Raw genomic sequence first — 17897 nt, forward strand, 5'->3', positions numbered from 1 at the left:
GGCGTGCCGCGAAGGGCAACGTGACGGCGCTGTCACTGAGGGAGGCGTACACGGTGTCCGAGCACGCGGCATGTCCGTCTCGCAGGTTATCTCCGCAGGACGTAGGTCCCTAAATCACAGATCACACCTGGGCGGTGATACCTGTCACAGATCGCCCGCCCGCCGCGCGCCCCGGTATGACCTCCCTCACGCCTCGGGTATCGGCAGCGGCCGGCGCTCGATCGCGGCGGCCATCACCTCCGGGAACAGGTCCGGGGTGCAGGCGAAGGCCGGGGCGCCCAGCGCGGCCAGGGCCGCCGCGTGCTCGCGGTCGTACGCCGGGGCGCCTTCGTCGGAGAGCGCGAGCAGGGCCACGAACTGCACTCCCGACGCCTTCATCGCGGCGACCCGCTTCAGCATCTCGTCCCGTATCCCGCCCTCGTAAAGATCACTGATGAGAACGACCACGGTGTCGGCAGGACGGGTGATCTGCGCCTGGCAGTAGGCGAGCGCCCGGTTGATGTCGGTGCCGCCGCCGAGCTGGGTGCCGAACAGGACGTCGACGGGGTCGTCGAGCTGATCGGTCAGGTCGACGATGGCGGTGTCGAAGACCACCAGCCGGGTCGCGATCGAGCGCATCGAGGCAAGCACGGCGCCGAAAACCGAGGCGTAGACGACGGACGCCGCCATCGAGCCGGACTGGTCGATGCACAGCACGACGTCCTTCTTGACGCCCTGCGCGGCCCGCCCGTACCCGATGAGCCGCTCGGGCACGACGGTGTTGTACTCCGGCAGGTAGTTCCTGAGGTTGGCCCTGATCGTGCGGTCCCAGTCGATGTCGCGGTGGCGGGGCCGGCTGATGCGGGCGCTGCGGTCGAGGGCGCCGGTGAGGGTGGCCCGGGTGCGGGTGGCGAGCCGCTTCTCCAGGTCCTCGACGACCTTGCGCACCACCGCGCGGGCGGTTTCCCGGGTGGTCTCGGGCATCGCCTTGTTGAGCGAGAGCAGGGTGCCGACGAGATGGACGTCGGCCTCGACGGCCTGCAGCATCTCCGGCTCCAGGAGGAGCGTGGCGAGCCCGAGCCGCTCGATGGCGTCGCGCTGCATGACCTGCACCACCGAGCTCGGGAAGTACGTACGGATGTCGCCGAGCCAGCGCGCGACGGACGGCGCGGACGCCCCGAGCCCGGCGCCGCGGTCCTTGCCCCCGCTCCTGCCGCCGCCGTAGAGCGCGCCGAGCGCCCCGTCCATGGCCGCGTCCTGCCCGGTCAGGGCGCACCCGGTCCCCTCTGCACCGGGCTCCCCGCCGAGCACGAGCCGCCAGCGCCGCAGCCGCTCGTCAGCACTTGGTTGCATGCTGGTCGTCAATTCTCCACCCCCACGAGGCAGTTGAAATAACCAAGGCCATCAGGTCAGGCAAAGCTGTCCGATCGATAGAGGTCACTGGAGCCCTCGCGCCCCAGCAACAGAGCCACCAACGGGAGTACGGCATCGGCGCGCGCGGCATCGAGCCCGGCCCCGAATCCGGGTACGGCGGCGTCACCGGGTCCGGTCCGCCCGCCGGGGCCGCGCCGCACCAGCTCCCCGAGCGTGCGCCGCACCCCCGCTTCGTAGGCGGCGAACGTCCTGCGCAGCAGGGGCAGTACGTCGGTGAACGCGTCCGGCGGCACGCTCGTCAGCCAGCCGTCGACGAGGCCGAGCAGCCGCTCGTCGTGCACCAGGAGCATGCCGCCCCCGCCGACGAAGCCCTCGATCCAGGCGGCGGCTTCGGCGGGCGGCGTACCCGGCGAGAGCGCGAGCCCCATGTGGCGGGCCGCATCCTCACCCTCGATCCGCCCGTCGTCGAGCAGCAGCCGCACCGCGCGGCCGCGGAGGAGCCCGGGAACGGTGTCGCGCGAGGCGAGCCGGCCGAGCACGGTGGACCAGCGCTCACGGAGGCGGTCCGGGTTCGGCAGGAGGCCCATGGCCGCATGGACGGCATCCAGGTGCGTACGCATCTCGGCAGCACCGTCCCCGTCCAGACCGGCGCAGGCGGGCGGCAGGCCGACGCAGATGCGCTCGGCGAGGCCCGCCGCGACCTCGGCGAGACCGGCGGTCGTGGTGCCGCGCACGTCCCCGTAGCGCAGGGTGCGGGCGAGGGCCGGCAGGGCCTGGGCGAGGTGGGCGACGTCGGTGTCGAGCGCGGCCCGGTCGGCAAGGGCGCGCATCACCACAGGCAGCGCGTCCGGCAGCCCGGCAAGCAGACAGAGCTCGGCGAGCGAGGTGATCTCGCCCAACGCGGTCGCCGCGACGGCATCCGACTCGATCCTCGCCGTGGCGGCGCCCGGCACGGTGGTGCCCCACACCCCGGCCTCGGCGACCCGCACCGACAGCTCGGGCTCCCAGCGCAGCCGCCAGCTCTCCCGGAAGGTGCCGGTGGAGCGGGACTGCGCCGGCTCGCCCCAGCCGATGCCGAGCAGCCTCAACCGGTGAAGGAGCCGGCTGCGCCCGGCGTCGGTCTCCTTGCGCAGGTCGAGCTCCAACTCCCGCTCCAGCGCCTCCGGTTTGAGCCGCAGGCTGCGCTGGGTGCGTACGAGATCGCGCTGGAGCGGGACGGCGGGCGCGGCGTCGGGCACCTCGCCGAGCACCTCCCCCACGACGAGCCGCTCCCGGATCAGGCCGAGCGGCACGTCGGAGCCCTCGCACATCACGGCCCGTACGGCGTCGGTGGTCTCGGCGAGGCCGGGCAGCGGGCGGCCACGCATCGCGGCGAGCGTTCCGGCGAGCCGGACGGCCTCGATGACATGGGCGGACGAGACCTGGCGGTCCTCGGCGCGGAGCAGCCCGGCGACCTTGGTCATCCAGCGCTCGACGGGCCGGTCGGGGGCGCTGAACAGGTGCCCGTACCAGCCGGGCGAGTGGATCCCCGCGCCGTAGCCGCTGCGCCGGGCGAGCCTGCGGTGCGTCCAGGGCACCCAGGTCAGCTCGGTCTTGACCTTGGGCAGCCCCTTGAGGAGTGCGCGGTCGGCGGCCACGGTGAACTTCCCGGCCAGCGCGGGCACATGCCAGGCCCCGCAGACAACGGCGACGCCGTCCCCGAACTCCCTTGCGGCGGTGCGCACTTGAGACCGCATATAGGCCTCGCGGACCAGATCCACGGAATGACCACCGTCGCCGTAGGTCTCGCGCAGTACGGCCATGGCCTCACCGAGCGCGGCGAACGGCGCCCGGGGGTCCGCCGCGGCGTCGCGGTGCTCAACGACGTCCTCCCACCAGCGCTCGGGATCGTCGTACCCGGCGACTTCGGCAAGCGAGCCAATGGGATCGATCCGAGGCCCAGGCCCACCCCCCTCCTCAACCGGCTCCTCCCCCAAGGCAAGCGAATGAGAAGCGGGCAAATCAATAAATCGAATCTGCGCCCCATGCTCCAGCCCCCACCGAATGGCGACCCACTCCGGCGAGAACTCGGCCATGGGCCAGAAGGCGGCTCGCGCCGGGTCGTCGACGACATGGGCGAGCAGCGCGACGGGCGGCCGCATGGCTTCGTCGGCGGCGAGAGGCAACAAGGCATCGCCTTCGGGCGGCCCCTCGATGAGCACGGCCCGCGGCTGGGCGGCCTCCAGCGCGGCCCGCACCGCACGCGCCGACCCGGGCCCGTGGTGCCGCACCCCGAGCAGCAGAGGCCCTGTCATACGGACACCTCGCGGCAGGCGCGGTAGAAGTCCTTCCAGCCGTCCCGTTCGCGGACCACCGTTTCCAAGTACTCCTGCCAGATGACGCGGTCGGCCGCCGGGTCACGCACGACCGCGCCGAGGATGCCGGCAGCGACGTCGCCCGCCCTGAGCACGCCGTCGCCGAAGTGGGCGGCGAGGGCGAGGCCGCCGGTCACCACGGAGATCGCCTCGGCCGTGGAGAGCGTCCCCGAAGGGGATTTGAGCTTGGTGCGGCCGTCGGCGGTCACCCCGTCACGCAGTTCGCGAAAGACGGTGACGACCCGGTGGATCTCCGCCATGCCGTCGGGCACGGAGGGCAGATCGAGCGAGCGGCCGAGCTGGTCGACGCGGCGCGAGACGATGTCGACCTCGTCCTCCGCAGTGGCGGGCAGCGGCAGCACCACCGTGTTGAAGCGCCGCCGCAAGGCGCTGGACAGCTCATTCACACCGCGATCGCGGTCATTGGCGGTGGCGATCAGATTGAAACCCCGTACGGCCTGCGTCTCGGCACCCAACTCCGGGATGGGCAGCGTCTTTTCGGACAGGATCGTGATCAGCGTGTCCTGCACATCCGCGGGAATGCGGGTCAGTTCCTCGACCCGGGCGGTCATGCCCTGCGCCATGGCCCGCATGACCGGACTGGGCACGAGCGCGTCGCGGCTCGGCCCATGGGCGAGCAGCTGCGCGTAGTTCCACCCGTACCGAATGGCCTCCTCCGGCGTACCCGCAGTGCCCTGCACGAGCAGCGTGGAGTCGCCGCTGACGGCGGCCGCGAGGTGCTCGGAGACCCAGGTCTTGGCGGTGCCGGGGACGCCCAGCAGGAGCAGCGCGCGGTCGGTGGCGAGGGTGGTGACGGCGACTTCGACGATGCGGCGCGGGCCCACGTACTTCGGTGTGATCACGGTGCCGTCCGAGAGGGCGCCGCCGAGCAGATAGGTGGCGACCGCCCAGGGCGAGAGCCGCCATCGGACCGGGCGGGGCCGGTCGTCGACGGCGGCCAGCGCCGCGAGTTCGCCCGCGAAGGCGTGCTCGGCGTGCGGCCGCAGGGCCTCTTCCGCAGCGGCCCCCGCGCGGTTCGCAGACTCGATTTCGGACACGGTCATGGCTCCCCCTCCAGATCGTTCGAGACGTTCGATCGGCTTGTGGTCACAACCGTGCACCACGCCACTGACAATGCCCCCTCGGCACGGGATCGTCGCAGGTCAGAGCCGATTGTCAGTGGTCGCCCGTACCTTCGGGGTCATGACTCAGCAGGGGGTGCGCTGGACGTCGGAGCAGGTGCTCGCACTGGCACCTGACGACGCGTCACGCAAGGCGGGAAGCAGGCTCGGCACGGCCGGTCCGTGGTCGGAGAGCGGGTGCGACGACGCGGGGGCGGTGTGGGGCCTGTGCAAGGGCAGCGGAAGCAAGCCGTACCAGACGGTGATCGACACAAGTGGCCCGGGATACAAGTGCAGTTGCCCGAGCCGGAAGTTCCCGTGCAAACACGCGATAGGCCTGCTGCTCCTCTGGTCGACAAACGAACAGCCGATGCCGGCCGGAACAGCACCGGACTGGGCGGAGCAGTGGCTGAAAGGAAGGCGGAGCCGAGCGAACGAAGCGAACCCATCCTCAACCAACCGCGACATAAGCACAGTTGACGCAGAATCCGCCAAACGCAGGGCGGACAGAAGAAGCGCCCGCATCACCACCGGAGCCACGGAACTGGAGCAGCGTCTCGCGGATCTGCTGAGCGGCGGGCTTGCGGCGGCGGAGCGCCCCGGGTACGGCCTGTGGGAGGAGACGGCCGCCCGCATGGTCGACGCCCAAGCGCCCGGACTGGCTTCCCGAGTCAGGGAGTTGGGCGCGATACCAGGTTCGGGTCCGGACTGGCCGATACGCCTGCTGGAGGAGTGCGCACTGCTGCACCTCCTGGACCGAGCCTGGCTCGGCCGGGAAGGACTGCCCGACCCTCTGGCCGCGACAGTCCGCACCCGCATAGGCGCCCCCACCAGCCCACAAGGCCCGGCGATCCGCGACAACTGGCAGGTCCTCGCCCAGTACGACACGGCCGACGCGAAGCTCACGACGCGCCGGATCTGGCTGTACGGAAGGGAGTCGGGCCGCTCGGCGCTGATCCTGGACTTCGGTGCGGCGGGCCGAGCCCCCGGGACCGCGCTGCCGGTCGGCCTGACGATGAACGCCGACCTGACGCCGTACCCCGGCGCGGGCCAGCTGAGGGCCGCCCTGGGAGAGCGGTACACCACACCGTCCGAGCCCGACGGCCCGCCTCCGGGCGTCACAGCGACAGAAGCGGTGGGGCGCTACGGCCGCGCGCTCCTGAACGACCCCTGGCTGGACACGTACCCGGTGACCCTGACAGGGGCGATACCGACCCCACCGACCAACAGCGACACACACTGGCAACTAACCGACACCGAGGAGGAGTTGGCCCTACCGATAACTCCGGGCGCGGCAGCGCGCCCGGCCCTGTGGAAGCTGATGGCGCTGTCCGGAGGCGCCCCGATAACGATCTTCGGCGAATGCGGCCACAGAGGCTTCACCCCACTGGCGGCGTGGCCGGAGGGAGCGAAGAAGCTGGTCGCACTGATCTGACGGAATGGGGTGTCTGAACGCTGATCGAGGCACTACGGACGGACGCGTGTCCGGCCGGGTGGGGACGTGGTGGGGTGCCCCCGCAAGGAGGAGCGCTGGTTCTGGGGGGATTTCCGGTGGGCGGAACTGCGCGACGTATGAGGAGGTACCCCGCCGCGTTCACGCCCCCACCCCATGACAGTGCGATGCGCACCGGTGATGCCACAGCCCCGGCCCGCGGCATCTGCCCGCACTGCTGACCGAAGGGCGGCGCCGCCCGGCGAGGCGAAACCAAGCGAAACGAAGCCATGGAAAGGGGACTGGATGTCCGGCTCTACTAGCTGCTGGGAGGAGCTGGTGACCTCGGCACTCCTTGGCACCGACCGGCGACCGGCAGTCGGCAGGCCCGAGGAACTTCTCGATGCCGCCGCGACGCAGACCTTGCGACGCAGGGCGGGGCTGGTTCCGGCGCCCGCGGGAGTACGTCCGCAAGCCGCGCCACCGGACGAGCGGCCCGCTTTGCCGGAGGCGGCCCGGCGGCGGCTTGCGATGCTGCTCGCCGACCGTTCGGCGCCCGCACATGCCGGGGGCCGGCGCGGGAGCGCGCCCGATCTGGGCGAGCTGCTCCCGCAGTGGCTGGCCATCGCCAACGAGCGGGGCCTGCGCGCACCGTCGGAGCTGCTGCCCACGCTCCTCGACGCGGCCCGGGCCCGCACCGACCTGCGCCCCCAGGCCCTGACCTTCGCGGGCCCGCGCGGGCTGTGGCTGGCCCGGCTCAACCCGGAGTGGCGCTTCGCGCTGCGCGGCGCATCGGGCAGCGCGGCACTGCCCGACCCCGGGGACACCGAATCCGTACAACTCCTATGGAACGAGGGCCTGTTCGCGGAGCGGGTGGCGCTGCTCGGGGCGGTACGGACGTACGACCCGGAGGCGGGGCGGGCGCTGCTCGCCGCGACCTGGGCGACGGAGCGGGCCGAGGACCGGCTGATGTTCCTGGACTCGCTGCGCGACGGGCTCGCGGCCGCGGACGAGCCGTTCCTGGAGCGGGCACTGGCCGACCGGAGCCGCAATGTGCGGGCGACGGCGGCGGAGTTGCTCTCCGCGTTGCCGGGTTCGGCCCTCGCGCGACGGATGGCGCAGCGGGCGACGTCCTGCGTGTCCCTGGACCGGACGGGCGATGAGCCGCTGGTCTCGGTGGAGGCGCCGCACGAGTGTGATGCGGCGACGCAGCGGGACGGGGTCGCGCCGAGGCCGCCGGCGGGGCGGGGTGAACGGTCCTGGTGGCTGGGCCAGTTGGTGGAGTCGGCCCCGCTGGACACCTGGCCGGTGAGGCTGGGCGGGCGCGCGGCCCCCGACATCGTGGCGCTGCCCGTGGCCGACGACTGGGGCGACGAACTGCATGCCGCGTGGTGCAGGGCGGCGGTGCGGCAGCGGGATGCGGAGTGGTCCCGGGCCCTGCTCGGCGCGCCGTCGGCCCCGCCCGGCGAGGGCGTGGGTACGGCGTCCTTGGCAGAGCGGGCCAAGCTCCTGTCGATCCTCGCGGAGGATGAACGGGCGGACTGGGTGGCCCGGTTCATATCCGCGCATGGCCTGTCGGAGGCGTTCCAGCTGCTCGGGGTCTGTGTGGTGCCGTGGGCGGGGGCGTTGGGTCGGGCGGTGGTGGACGCGCTGGAGATCGCCCGGGACGCGGGGAGCTATCCGTGGAGCTTCAGCGGGGTGATGGGCCTGGCGGAGCGCTGCCTCGATCCTTCGGAGTCGCCTCGTCTGGAGGCCCTGACGGCCACGCCGCCGGAGGAGGAGGGGTCGTCGCCGGGGGCCGGGGGGTACTGGGCGGAGGCGTTTCAGCGGCTGGTGGCGACATTGCGCTTGCGCGCGGCGATGCGGGAGGAACTCTCGGGCTAGCCCGGCCCGGGGGCTCCGCCCCCCCATTCCCCTTCCTCGCGCTTGCGCAGTTCCCCGCGCCCCTGGCGGGATGCTGGCGCGGGCGTCCCCGGGCTGCGCCCAGACCCCCGCCCCACGCCCCCTAGCGGGATACGGTGCGGGCTCCTTCGGGGCTGTGCCCAGAATCCCCCAAAACCCCATTTCGCCTGCGGACCGTGCATGGCTGGTCGCTCCCCCAAGTTCTCGGCTTCTCCCCCAAGGCCTAAAGGGCCAGGGGGGGACCCCCATGAACAGGGGGGACCCCCATCGCGGCGGAGCCGCACAATGTCGCGGCCCCGCGCCCCTAGCTGGGTTGACCCTGGCCAGCATCGGCATACCCAGCCCGTCATGGGGGTCCCCCTGGCTCTTAAGGCCTTGGGGGAGTTTGAGGACGAGCGCCCTTAAGGCGCGAACGGGGTCTGGGGCGGAGCCCCAGGGGACGACCACCGGGCCACAGCCGGGCATCAATCCCCCGGAGGGTCTCGGGAAGGGGCGGGGTGGGGAAAGGCCCCCAGGGTCGGTCGTTACGCTCCCGCCGGCTGGCGGACGTTCGCGTTGACCCAGGTGACGATCGACGCCGTGGTCGCGCCCGGAGTGAAGATCTCCGCCACCCCGAGTTCCTTCAGCGGCGGGATGTCGGCCTCGGGGATGATGCCGCCGCCGAAGACCTTGATGTCCTCCGCGTCGCGCTCCTTCAGGAGCTCCAGCACCTTCGCGAACAGGGTGTTGTGCGCACCGGAGAGGATCGAGAGGCCGATCGCGTCGGCGTCCTCCTGGATCGCTGTGTCGACGATCTGCTCGGGCGTCTGGTGCAGCCCGGTGTAGATGACCTCCATGCCGGCGTCACGCAGCGCCCGCGCGATGACCTTGGCCCCACGATCGTGACCGTCGAGACCCGGCTTGGCCACCACCACGCGGATCGGACCAGTTACACCCATCACTGCCTCCACATGTCCCACCTGCGCACCCCCGCGCCGAAGGGCCGGGGAAGTGAACGAACGTTATCTACAGCATCCCGCAACCCGCCGTTTCACGGTGGAGAGGGAGGGGGAAATCACACGTGGGACACGTTCGTTTTGCACCGTACCCGCATCAGTCGGCCCACCGGCACCGGCCGGAGGGCGGTCGTAACGGGGTGGGCGCGGTCGCAAGGGGAGCCGCTACGAAGGCGCCGCACCACCGTGCTGTCAGCCGCGCAGCACGGTGGTCCGGCCCCTCGTATTTCGGGGCCGGCTCAGGCGGGGGCCTTCAAAGGCGGAGCCCCATGAGGGCATACGGGGGACGGAGCGGCCTCCTGTGTGCCATTCGGGAGGTCGCCGCCGTGCAGTTCTTTTCGTTACTGCCGCTGTGTGTGCGCCGGGCGTGGCTGTCGGCGGCACTGATCAGGGCCACCGCGCTGGATCTGGCCGTGCTGGCCGGGCACCTGCTCCTGTATCCCTCAGGGCTGACCCCCGAGCGGCATCCCGCGTCCGATCCGGCCGCCGCGCCGCAGCTGCCGACGGCCGGCCGCTCGCACCCGCCCGTGGTCCTGCTGCACGGCTTCATCGACAACCGGTCCGTGTTCGTGCTGCTGCGCCGTTCGCTGGCCCGGCACGGCTGGCGGCACCTCGAATCGCTCAACTACTCGCCGCTGACCGGCGACATCAGGGTCGCCGCGGAGTTGCTCGGCCGCCACGTAGAGGAGATCTGCGCCCGCACCGGCCACCGCGAGGTGGACATGGTGGGACACAGCCTGGGTGGCCTGATAGCCCGCTATTACGTGCAGCGCCTGGGCGGCGACCTCCGGGTCCGTACGCTCGTCACGCTGGGCACCCCGCATTCCGGCACGCGCTCGGCACAGCTCGCGCATGCTCACCCGATCGTGCGGCAGATGTGCCCCGGCTCGGAACTCGTGGAGGAACTGCGCAGGCCGGCGCCCGGGATCCGGACCCGCTTCGTGAGTTTCTGGAGCGATCTGGACACGCTGATGATTCCGGTCGAGACGGCCCGCATCGAGCACCCGGATCTGATCGCGCAGAACGTCAGGGTGACGGGGATCGGTCATCTGGCGATGCCGGTTCATCCGGCCGTCGCGGCGGGGGTGCGGCAGGCGCTGACCGCCGGGGAACCAGAGGCCGCGGCCGAGGACGCGTTCTCGGTGGCCTGAGCGGAACGCCCCCCCCGCCCCGGAGCGGCACCGCCCGAGAAGACCACCGACCCTCGGCCGCCCGCACCGCCCGAGAAGGCCACCCGCCACCGGCCGCACGCACCAGCCCAAGGGCCCCTCCCCCGTGGCCTGATTCAGCCCCCCGCACCTCCCCGAACATCCCCGCTCGCCCCCCGCTCCACCCCCGCAGCAACGTATCCGCACCCCGACGCGCGTCGAACGAACTCCGAACACAGGGCCAAACCTCTGCCCACAGTCCACCGAAAGGCGGCTGATTGCCCGTTTCCCGTAACCAAGAAACCTGCCGAAGATTGTCGGTCTCGCATACCGCCGGGTACAGTCACGCCACTGCTGTCCCCGGGACCCCCGCCCCTTCGGGACCCGGCCGCAGGTTCTGTTGCCGAGGCGAGAGAGAAGTTGGTGACTGACCAGCACGCCCACGCCGGGTACGTCGGGCACGACGGTTACCTCAGCGGCAGCAGTGGCCATGACGGCAGCGACGCTCACACCGCGAGCACCGGAAGCTACGGCATCGATCCGTTCTTCGGCGCGATGCAGGACGGCTACGCCGGTCAGAGCGGCTACGCGGCGGGCCAGACAGGCCAGTTCGACACCGGCGCCTTCGCCTCCCCGTACGACACCACCGGCCAGTGGACGGTTCCGGCCCAGGCCACGGCGTACGAACCGGACGGCACGACCAGCACGTTCGACACCGGCACTTTCAGCACCGGCACGTTCGACACCGGCACGTTCGACACCGGCGCCTTCCAGACCAGCGCCTTCGGCACCGGCCAGTTCGACACCGGCACGTTCACCACCCCGGTCTTCCCCACCCAGAGCTCCGGCACCGAGACGTTCCACACCGGCGCCTTCGACACGACGGGCCAGTGGGACGCCAACGCGTGGAACCAGGCGCAGGGCACCGGCCAGTACGACAACACCGCGTTCACCTCCGCGTACGACACGACGGGCCAGTGGGCGGTGCCCGGCACGCAGTCCGAGACCGGGACGTACGACGCGACCGCGTGGAACACGATGGCGACGGCGGCCACGACGACGATGCCGGCCCAGCCCGAGCCCCAACTGGCTTACGAGACGGCTGAGTTCGCCCAGGCAGAGCTCGCGGACGAGTACGCGGACGCATTCGCCGAGTCGTTCACCGACGAGCCCGCTCCCGAGCCGGAGCCCACCGACCTGCCCGGCCCGGCCGTCCCCGGTTCGCGCGCCGAGGCCCGCCGCAACGCCGGCCGTCGGCGGCGCAGCCCCGCCAAGCGTTCGGCTCTGCTGACCGTCGCGGTTCCGTCCGTGTGCGTGATGGGGGTCGCGGGTGTCGCGGTCGCCTCCGTCGGCGGGCTCGGCGGCGGCAAGGACGACGGCGCCACCGTGACGGCCGCGGCCGACCCCGCGTCGGTCAAGCCGGTCGCCGCCAACACCAAGCTGGACACCCAGCTCGCCAATCTCAGCGCCGACGCGAACAGCTTCGCCGACCGGGCCAGCCGGACGCAGGAACGTATCGACCTCAAGGCCCGCCAGGACGCGGAGAAGAAGAAAAAGGAGGACGCGGCCGCCGCGAAGGAGGCCGCGCGCCCCAAGTTCGTCCTGCCGGTGACGCAGAAGGGCCTCAGCGCGTACTACGGGCAGGCCGGCGTCAACTGGATGTCGGTGCACACCGGCATCGACTTCCCGGTCTCGTACGGCACGCCGGTGATGTCCGCGATCGACGGCACGGTCCGCACGCAGTGGAACAGCGCGTACGGAAACATGGCCATAGTGACCGGCGCCGACGGCACCGAGACCTGGTACTGCCACCTGTCCAGCACCAAGATCCGCTCGGGTCCGGTGAAGGCCGGCGACCTCATCGCGTACTCGGGAAACTCCGGCAACTCCACCGGGCCGCACCTCCACTTCGAGGTGCGACCGGGCGGCGGCTCGTCGATAGACCCCCTGCCGTGGCTGCGCAGCCACGGCCTGGACCCGACGTAACCAAAGCTCGGTCAGAGCTTCTCCACCGGTGCGTACCGCAGCAGCAGCTTCTTCGGGCGTTCGTCGCCGAAGTCGATCGTGGCCTGGGCGTCCGAGCCCGAACCCGTCACCGACATCACGGTGCCCAGGCCGAACTGGTCGTGCGTGACGCGGTCGCCGACCGACAGGGCGATCACCGGCTTGTCGTTGCCGCGCCGCGTCGCGAAGCCCGAGGGCCCCGCCTTGGAGCGCGACGAGGACAGCGAGTTGCCGATCCCGCCGCCGAGCGACTTGCCCGACACGGGGCCCGCCGGGGCCGCCATCGGACCGGTGCGCTTCCACTCCAGGTGCTGGACCGGGATCTCCTCCAGGAAGCGCGAGGCCGGGTTGTACGAGGGCTGGCCCCAGGCACTGCGCATCGAGGAGCGCGTCAGATACAGCCGCTCGCGGGCGCGTGTGATGCCGACGTAGGCGAGGCGGCGCTCCTCCTCCAGCTCCTTGACCTGGCCAAGCGCCCGCATGTGCGGGAAGACGCCGTCCTCCATGCCGGTGAGGAACACGACGGGGAATTCGAGGCCCTTGGCGGTGTGGAGCGTCATGAGGGTGATGACGCCGGAGCCGTCCTCGTCCTCGTCGGGGATCTGGTCGGAGTCGGCGACCAGGGCGACCTTCTCCAGGAACTCGGCGAGCGTGCCCGCGCCCTCTTCCTCTCCGCGCTCCTGCTCGAACTCCAGGGCCACGGCGGCCAGTTCCTGAAGGTTCTCGATGCGAGTCTCGTCCTGCGGGTCGGTGGAGGCCTGCAACTCGGCGAGATAGCCGGTCCGTTCGAGGACGGCTTCGAGGACGACGGCGGGTCCGGCGCCGGAGTCCACGATCGTGCGGAGCTCCTCCATCAGCGCGTTGAAGCGCTTGACGGCGTTGGCCGAGCGGGCGGCCATGCCGTACGCCTCGTCGACGCGGCGCAGCGCCTGCGGGAAGGTGATCTTCTCGCGCAGCGACAGGGCGTCGATCATCGCTTCGGCGCGCTCGCCGATGCCGCGCTTGGGCACATTGAGGATGCGCCGCAGCGGGACGGTGTCCTCGGCGTTCGACAGGACGCGCAGGTAGGCCAGGACGTCCCTGACCTCCTTGCGCTCGTAGAAGCGGACGCCGCCGACGACCTTGTAGGGCAGGCCGACCCGGATGAAGATCTCTTCGAAGACACGGGACTGCGCGTTGGTGCGGTAGAAGACCGCGACGTCGCCCGCCTTGGCCTCGCCCTTGTCGGTGAGCCGGTCGATCTCGTCGGCGACGAACTGCGCCTCGTCGTGCTCGGTGTCGGCGACGTAGCCGGTGATCTGCGCGCCCGGCCCCGCGTCCGTCCACAGGTTCTTCGGGCGGCGGCTCTCGTTGCGCTCGATCACCGCGTTGGCGGCGGACAGGATCGTCTGCGTGGAGCGGTAGTTCTGCTCCAGGAGGATCGTCGTCGCGCTCGGGTAGTCCTCCTCGAACTGGAGGATGTTGCGGATCGTCGCGCCGCGGAAGGCGTAGATCGACTGGTCCGCGTCACCCACCACGCACAGCTCGGCGGGGGCCTGCGCCTCGCCGGAGGGGCCCACCAGTTCCCGCACCAGCGTGTACTGGGCGTGGTTGGTGTCCTGGTACTCGTCGACGAGGACGTGCCGGAAGCGCAGCCGGTAGTGCTCGGCCACGTCCGGGAAGGCCTGGAGGAGGTGGACCGTCGTCATGATGATGTCGTCGAAGTCCAGCGCGTTGGCCTCGCGCAGCCTCGCCTGGTACATCGTGTACGCCTGCGCCAGCGTCTTCTCGAAGCCGTCCGCGGCCTGGCCCGCGAAGGTCTCCTCGTCGATCAGCTCGTTCTTCAGGTTGGACACCTTGGCGCTGAACGACTTCGGCGGGAAGCGCTTGGGATCCAGGTCGAGGTCGCGGCAGACCAGCGCCATCAGGCGCTTGGAGTCGGCCGCGTCGTAGATCGAGAACGATGAGGTGAAGCCGAGCTTCTTCGATTCGCGGCGCAGGATCCGCACACAGGCGCTGTGGAACGTCATGACCCACATCGCGTTGGCGCGCGGGCCGACCAGCTGCTCGACGCGCTCCTTCATCTCGCCCGCGGCCTTGTTGGTGAAGGTGATCGCGAGGATCTGGCCGGGGTGCACCCCCCGGGTCGCCAGGAGGTGGGCGATGCGGTGCGTGAGCACCCGGGTCTTGCCGGAGCCGGCGCCGGCCACGATGAGCAGCGGCGAGCCCGCGTGCACCACGGCGGCGCGCTGCTGCTCGTTCAGCCCCTCCAGGAGGGCCGCCGCGTCGATCGCCGGGCGCGGGGCGCCGCCGCGGTAGTACGCGTCACGGTCCGCGGGCGCGTCGAAGGCGCCCCCGAACAGGTCGTCCGGCACCGCTTCGGGTGCGGGCGACTCCTCGGGCGGCGGCGGGTGCTCCTCCTCGGAGGGTTGGAGGTCCGCCAGGAAGCTGTCGTCAAAGAGGCTGCTCATCGTCTCCCGAGTCTAGGCCGACCCTCTGACACTCCGCCGCCGCCTTCGGAGAGACGGTTCGCGACTACGCACCGTAAAGGTCACGGGAATGTATCGGGCCTGTCGGACATCAACCTTCCCAGGGGCCACGGGAGTTGGCTAGCGTGCCGCAGCAAGCCGGGGAACGCCCCCGTCCGGAACGATCCGGAAGGAGGTGTCGGCCTTGCCCTCACACCGCAAGCCGCGCACTCGAATAGGCACTACCGCGCCCGCCCTGGGCGTGACGACGGCCGCGCTCGCCTCGGTGAGCCTGCTCGCACAGAGCGCGGACGCCGCGCCCGCCGAGCCGAAGCCGAGCATCGAAGAGGTACAGAAGAAGGTCGACGACCTCTACAGACAGGCGGATCTCGCCACCCAGAAGTACGACGCGGCCAAGGAGGCGACGGCCACCCAGCGCGCCAAGGCCGACGCGCTGCTCGACCAGGTGGCGGCCGGCACGGCGAAGCTGAACGAGACCCGCCGGGTGATCGGCAGCTATGCCGCGGCGCAGTACCGCGACGGCGGGGTCACCCCCACCATGACGCTGCTGTTCTCGGACGACCCGCAGGCCTTCTTCGACCAGAACCAGCTGATGGGCCGGCTCTCCGACGAGCAGCAGAAGACGCTGAGCACCTTCGAGACGGAACGCGCGGCGAACGCGAAGAAGCGGGCCGAGGCGAGCCGGAGCCTGGCCGCGCTGACCACCTCGCAGCAGACCCTGCGGGCCGGCAAGCAGGACGTGCAGACCAAGCTGGCGGCTGCCCGCACGCTGCTGTCGACGCTGACCACGCAGGAGAAGGCGCGGCTCGCCGCGATCGAGAAGAAGAAGCAGGACGAAGCCAGGCGCAAGGCCGCCGAGCTGGCCGCGCAGCAGGCGGCGGCCGCCGCGAAGAAGAAGTCCGCACCGCCCGCCGGCCACACGCCTTCATCGCCTTCGTCACCCTCGTCGCCTTCGGCGCCCGCCACGACCAAGGCGGCCAAGGCGCTCGCCTTCGCCCGCGCCCAGATGGGCAAGCCGTATGTGTGGGGCGCGACCGGCCCGGCCTCGTACGACTGCTCGGGGCTGACGCAGGCCGCGTGGAAGGCGGCCGGGGTGGATCTGCCGCGCACCACCTGGGACCAGGTGAAGGTGGGCACCCGGATCGCGACGGCCGATCTGCAACCCGGTGACCTGGTCTTCTTCTACGACGACATCAGCCATGTCGGCATGTACATCGGCAACGGCATGATGATCCACGCGCCGCACTCCGGGGCGTACGTACGCGAGGAATCGATCTACTACATGCCGATCTACGGCAGCGTGCGGCCCGCGTGACCCCGGCGGTCGGGCCTCAGGTCCAGAGCAGCGCGATGAAGATGTTCGCCACGGTGAGGCCGCCGACCACGCCGAACGCGGCCTTCTCGACCTTCTCCTCGTCCCGCTTCACATAGACGAGGCCCAGGATCACGATCAGAAGCGCGAGCTTCACACCGAGCTTGACGGTGTTCAGGGTGTGGTCGTCGGCCTGGTTGAGGCCGACCAGGGCGACGCCGGTGACCAGCATGGTCAGCGCGCCGTGCAGCATCGCCGGGACGAAGCGGGCGGTGCCCGCGCTCATCGCCTTCATCTGCGTCAGGAATCCGCCGAGCAGCGAAGCGATGCCGATGATGTGCAGGCCGACGACGACCTTGATGAGTACGTCCATGGGCCGGAGCCTAATTCCCTCGTAGCAGGCGTCGTGCAGCGGGTGGGGCCCAACCGGCACTTCGGTCACAGCAGGCGCGCACCCCGCGGGCCATCGTCCGGGCTTCGGTCGATGCCGGTCACGCGAACGCCGGAAAGAGGCACTTGCCGTCATTACGTCGCTCGACCGTGTCGCCCAGGTTTAGCGTCCTCCCCCAGGTGGCCGACTCCCCACCGCCGCCGCTCCACCGGGCGGCTGTCGGTCACCACCGCCGAAAGATCCGGCGGCGGGCCGTTCCCCCTGTGCGGTCCGTCGTCGGAACGGCTCCCCTCCCCGGAGCCGCAGCGCGGAAGCACTGCCGTACGGAAGGACGTGAAGGCCCTCGTGGCTGCGCACCGAAAGCCCAAGCAGCATCCGCTCACCGGCCCCGCCGCCCGCACCGCCGCGACGCTCGCCCTGGCGTCGGCGGCCACCGCCACCCTCTTCGAGGGCTCCGGGCACGCCGATCCGAAGCTCACTCCGGCGCAGGTCAAGGCCAAGGTCGACCAGCTGTACCAGGACGCGGAGGTCGCGACGGAGGCGTACGACGGCACGAAGGAGAAGGCGGACGCGACGGAGCGTTCACTGAACGAGCTGCGCGACGAGGCCGCTCGCAAGACCCAGCAGCTCAACACCGCGCGCAACGCGCTGGGTTCGCTGGCGGCCGCCCAGTACCGCAGCGGCACGGTCGCCCCCGAGCTCCAGCTGATCCTCTCCTCCGACCCGAAGCAGTACCTGGACGACGCCGCGATGGCCGAGCGCGCCGGGGACCGGACGGCCGTCGCGGTGTCCGGGGTGCAGAAGCAGCTCGGCGAGCTCGACCGGCTGCACACGACCGCCGACGGAAAGCTCACGGAGCTGCGTGCCCAGCAGTCCACGCTGCAGAAGCAGAAGAGCGACATCCAGTCGAAGATCACCTCGGCCGAGGCGCTGCTCGCCCAGCTCACCGCCCCGGAGCGGGCCGCATACGAGGAGCCGGCCGCGGCCCCCGCCGACACCCGGGCCAGCCGCTCGGCCGACGCCCCGCGCGCGCCGATGGCGGCCCCCATCGGGCGCGCCGCGGCCGCCGTCTCCTTCGCCTACAGCGCGCTCGGCAAACCGTACGTGTGGGGCGCGACGGGCCCCTCGTCCTTCGACTGCTCGGGCCTGACCCAGGCGGCCTGGCGCTCGGCCGGGGTGCAGCTGCCCCGGACCACGTACACCCAGATCAACGCGGGCAGCCGGGTGCCGCGTTCCCAGCTGGCGCCGGGCGACCTGGTGTTCTTCTACTCGGGGATCAGCCACGTCGGGCTCTACATCGGCGGCGGCCAGATGATCCACGCGCCGCACCCGGGGGCTCCGGTGCGGATCGCGCCGATCGACCAGATGCCGTTCGCGGGCGCCGTCCGGCCCGCGTGACCCGACGCCTGACGGTACG

Annotated in this window: 12 protein-coding genes; 6 read left to right on the forward strand and 6 right to left on the reverse strand. The window is 71.3% G+C overall.

Going from position 1 to position 17897, the window contains the following annotated elements:
• Window positions 1-186 precede the first annotated feature (186 nt).
• The 3 genes from ACSHXC_RS15375 to ACSHXC_RS15385 are packed head-to-tail and all read right to left on the reverse strand — an operon-like array spanning window position 187 to window position 4771.
• Window positions 187-1332 carry a VWA domain-containing protein gene (locus ACSHXC_RS15375; protein WP_438296603.1) on the reverse strand — a complete coding sequence of 382 codons (1146 nt, stop codon included), beginning with the start codon at window positions 1330-1332 and terminating at the stop codon, window positions 187-189.
• 56 nt (window positions 1333-1388) lie between these two features.
• A complete protein-coding gene (locus ACSHXC_RS15380; RefSeq protein ID WP_438292164.1) occupies window positions 1389-3647 on the reverse strand; it encodes a DUF5682 family protein in 2259 nt (752 codons plus the stop codon).
• Entirely contained in the window at window positions 3644-4771 is a 1128-nt protein-coding gene (locus ACSHXC_RS15385) for an ATP-binding protein (RefSeq protein WP_438292166.1), read from the reverse strand. Before ACSHXC_RS15385 ends, ACSHXC_RS15380 begins: the two co-directional genes overlap by 4 nt.
• 139 nt (window positions 4772-4910) lie before the next feature.
• Here ACSHXC_RS15385 and ACSHXC_RS15390 point away from each other — a divergent pair, with 139 nt between their 5' ends.
• Window positions 4911-6263 carry an SWIM zinc finger family protein gene (locus tag ACSHXC_RS15390; RefSeq protein WP_438292168.1) on the forward strand — a complete coding sequence of 451 codons (1353 nt, stop codon included), beginning with the start codon at window positions 4911-4913 and terminating at the stop codon, window positions 6261-6263.
• Window positions 6264-6566: 303 nt separating this feature from the next.
• Window positions 6567-8144, forward strand: coding sequence for a DUF5691 domain-containing protein (locus ACSHXC_RS15395; RefSeq protein WP_438292169.1), 1578 nt, complete (start codon window positions 6567-6569; stop codon window positions 8142-8144).
• Window positions 8145-8686: 542 nt separating this feature from the next.
• On the opposite strand, the gene ACSHXC_RS15400 is transcribed toward ACSHXC_RS15395, so the two are convergent.
• Complete coding sequence (locus ACSHXC_RS15400) at window positions 8687-9100, reverse strand: cobalamin B12-binding domain-containing protein (protein WP_189762011.1); 414 nt, start codon at window positions 9098-9100, stop codon at window positions 8687-8689.
• Window positions 9101-9483: 383 nt separating this feature from the next.
• On the opposite strand from ACSHXC_RS15400, the gene ACSHXC_RS15405 reads away from it, so the two are divergent.
• Together ACSHXC_RS15405 and ACSHXC_RS15410 are read left to right on the forward strand one after the other, a co-directional pair.
• The gene (locus tag ACSHXC_RS15405) at window positions 9484-10308 is read left to right on the forward strand and encodes an esterase/lipase family protein (protein ID WP_438292170.1); all 825 of its coding nucleotides are present in this window, start codon (window positions 9484-9486) and stop codon (window positions 10306-10308) included.
• Window positions 10309-10728: 420 nt separating this feature from the next.
• Window positions 10729-12291 carry a M23 family metallopeptidase gene (locus tag ACSHXC_RS15410; protein ID WP_438292171.1) on the forward strand — a complete coding sequence of 521 codons (1563 nt, stop codon included), beginning with the start codon at window positions 10729-10731 and terminating at the stop codon, window positions 12289-12291.
• A gap of 11 nt (window positions 12292-12302) precedes the next feature.
• On the opposite strand, the gene pcrA is transcribed toward ACSHXC_RS15410, so the two are convergent.
• Window positions 12303-14759 carry a DNA helicase PcrA gene (gene pcrA / locus ACSHXC_RS15415; RefSeq protein WP_438292172.1) on the reverse strand — a complete coding sequence of 819 codons (2457 nt, stop codon included), beginning with the start codon at window positions 14757-14759 and terminating at the stop codon, window positions 12303-12305.
• A gap of 202 nt (window positions 14760-14961) precedes the next feature.
• On the opposite strand from pcrA, the gene ACSHXC_RS15420 reads away from it, so the two are divergent.
• Window positions 14962-16092 (forward strand): NlpC/P60 family protein, encoded by a 1131-nt coding sequence (locus ACSHXC_RS15420; protein ID WP_438292173.1) that lies wholly within the window; start codon window positions 14962-14964, stop codon window positions 16090-16092.
• 16 nt (window positions 16093-16108) lie between these two features.
• On the opposite strand, the gene ACSHXC_RS15425 is transcribed toward ACSHXC_RS15420, so the two are convergent.
• On the reverse strand, window positions 16109-16462 hold the full coding sequence (locus tag ACSHXC_RS15425) for a hypothetical protein (protein ID WP_189963007.1): 354 nt from the start codon (window positions 16460-16462) through the stop codon (window positions 16109-16111).
• A 363-nt stretch (window positions 16463-16825) separates the two neighbouring features.
• Between ACSHXC_RS15425 and ACSHXC_RS15430 the strand changes: the two genes are divergently transcribed.
• Window positions 16826-17878 (forward strand): NlpC/P60 family protein, encoded by a 1053-nt coding sequence (locus ACSHXC_RS15430; protein WP_438292176.1) that lies wholly within the window; start codon window positions 16826-16828, stop codon window positions 17876-17878.
• Window positions 17879-17897: the final 19 nt, after the last annotated feature.

The sequence above is a fragment of the Streptomyces sp. HUAS TT7 genome, from assembly GCF_051550175.1.
GTDB lineage: Bacteria > Actinomycetota > Actinomycetes > Streptomycetales > Streptomycetaceae > Streptomyces.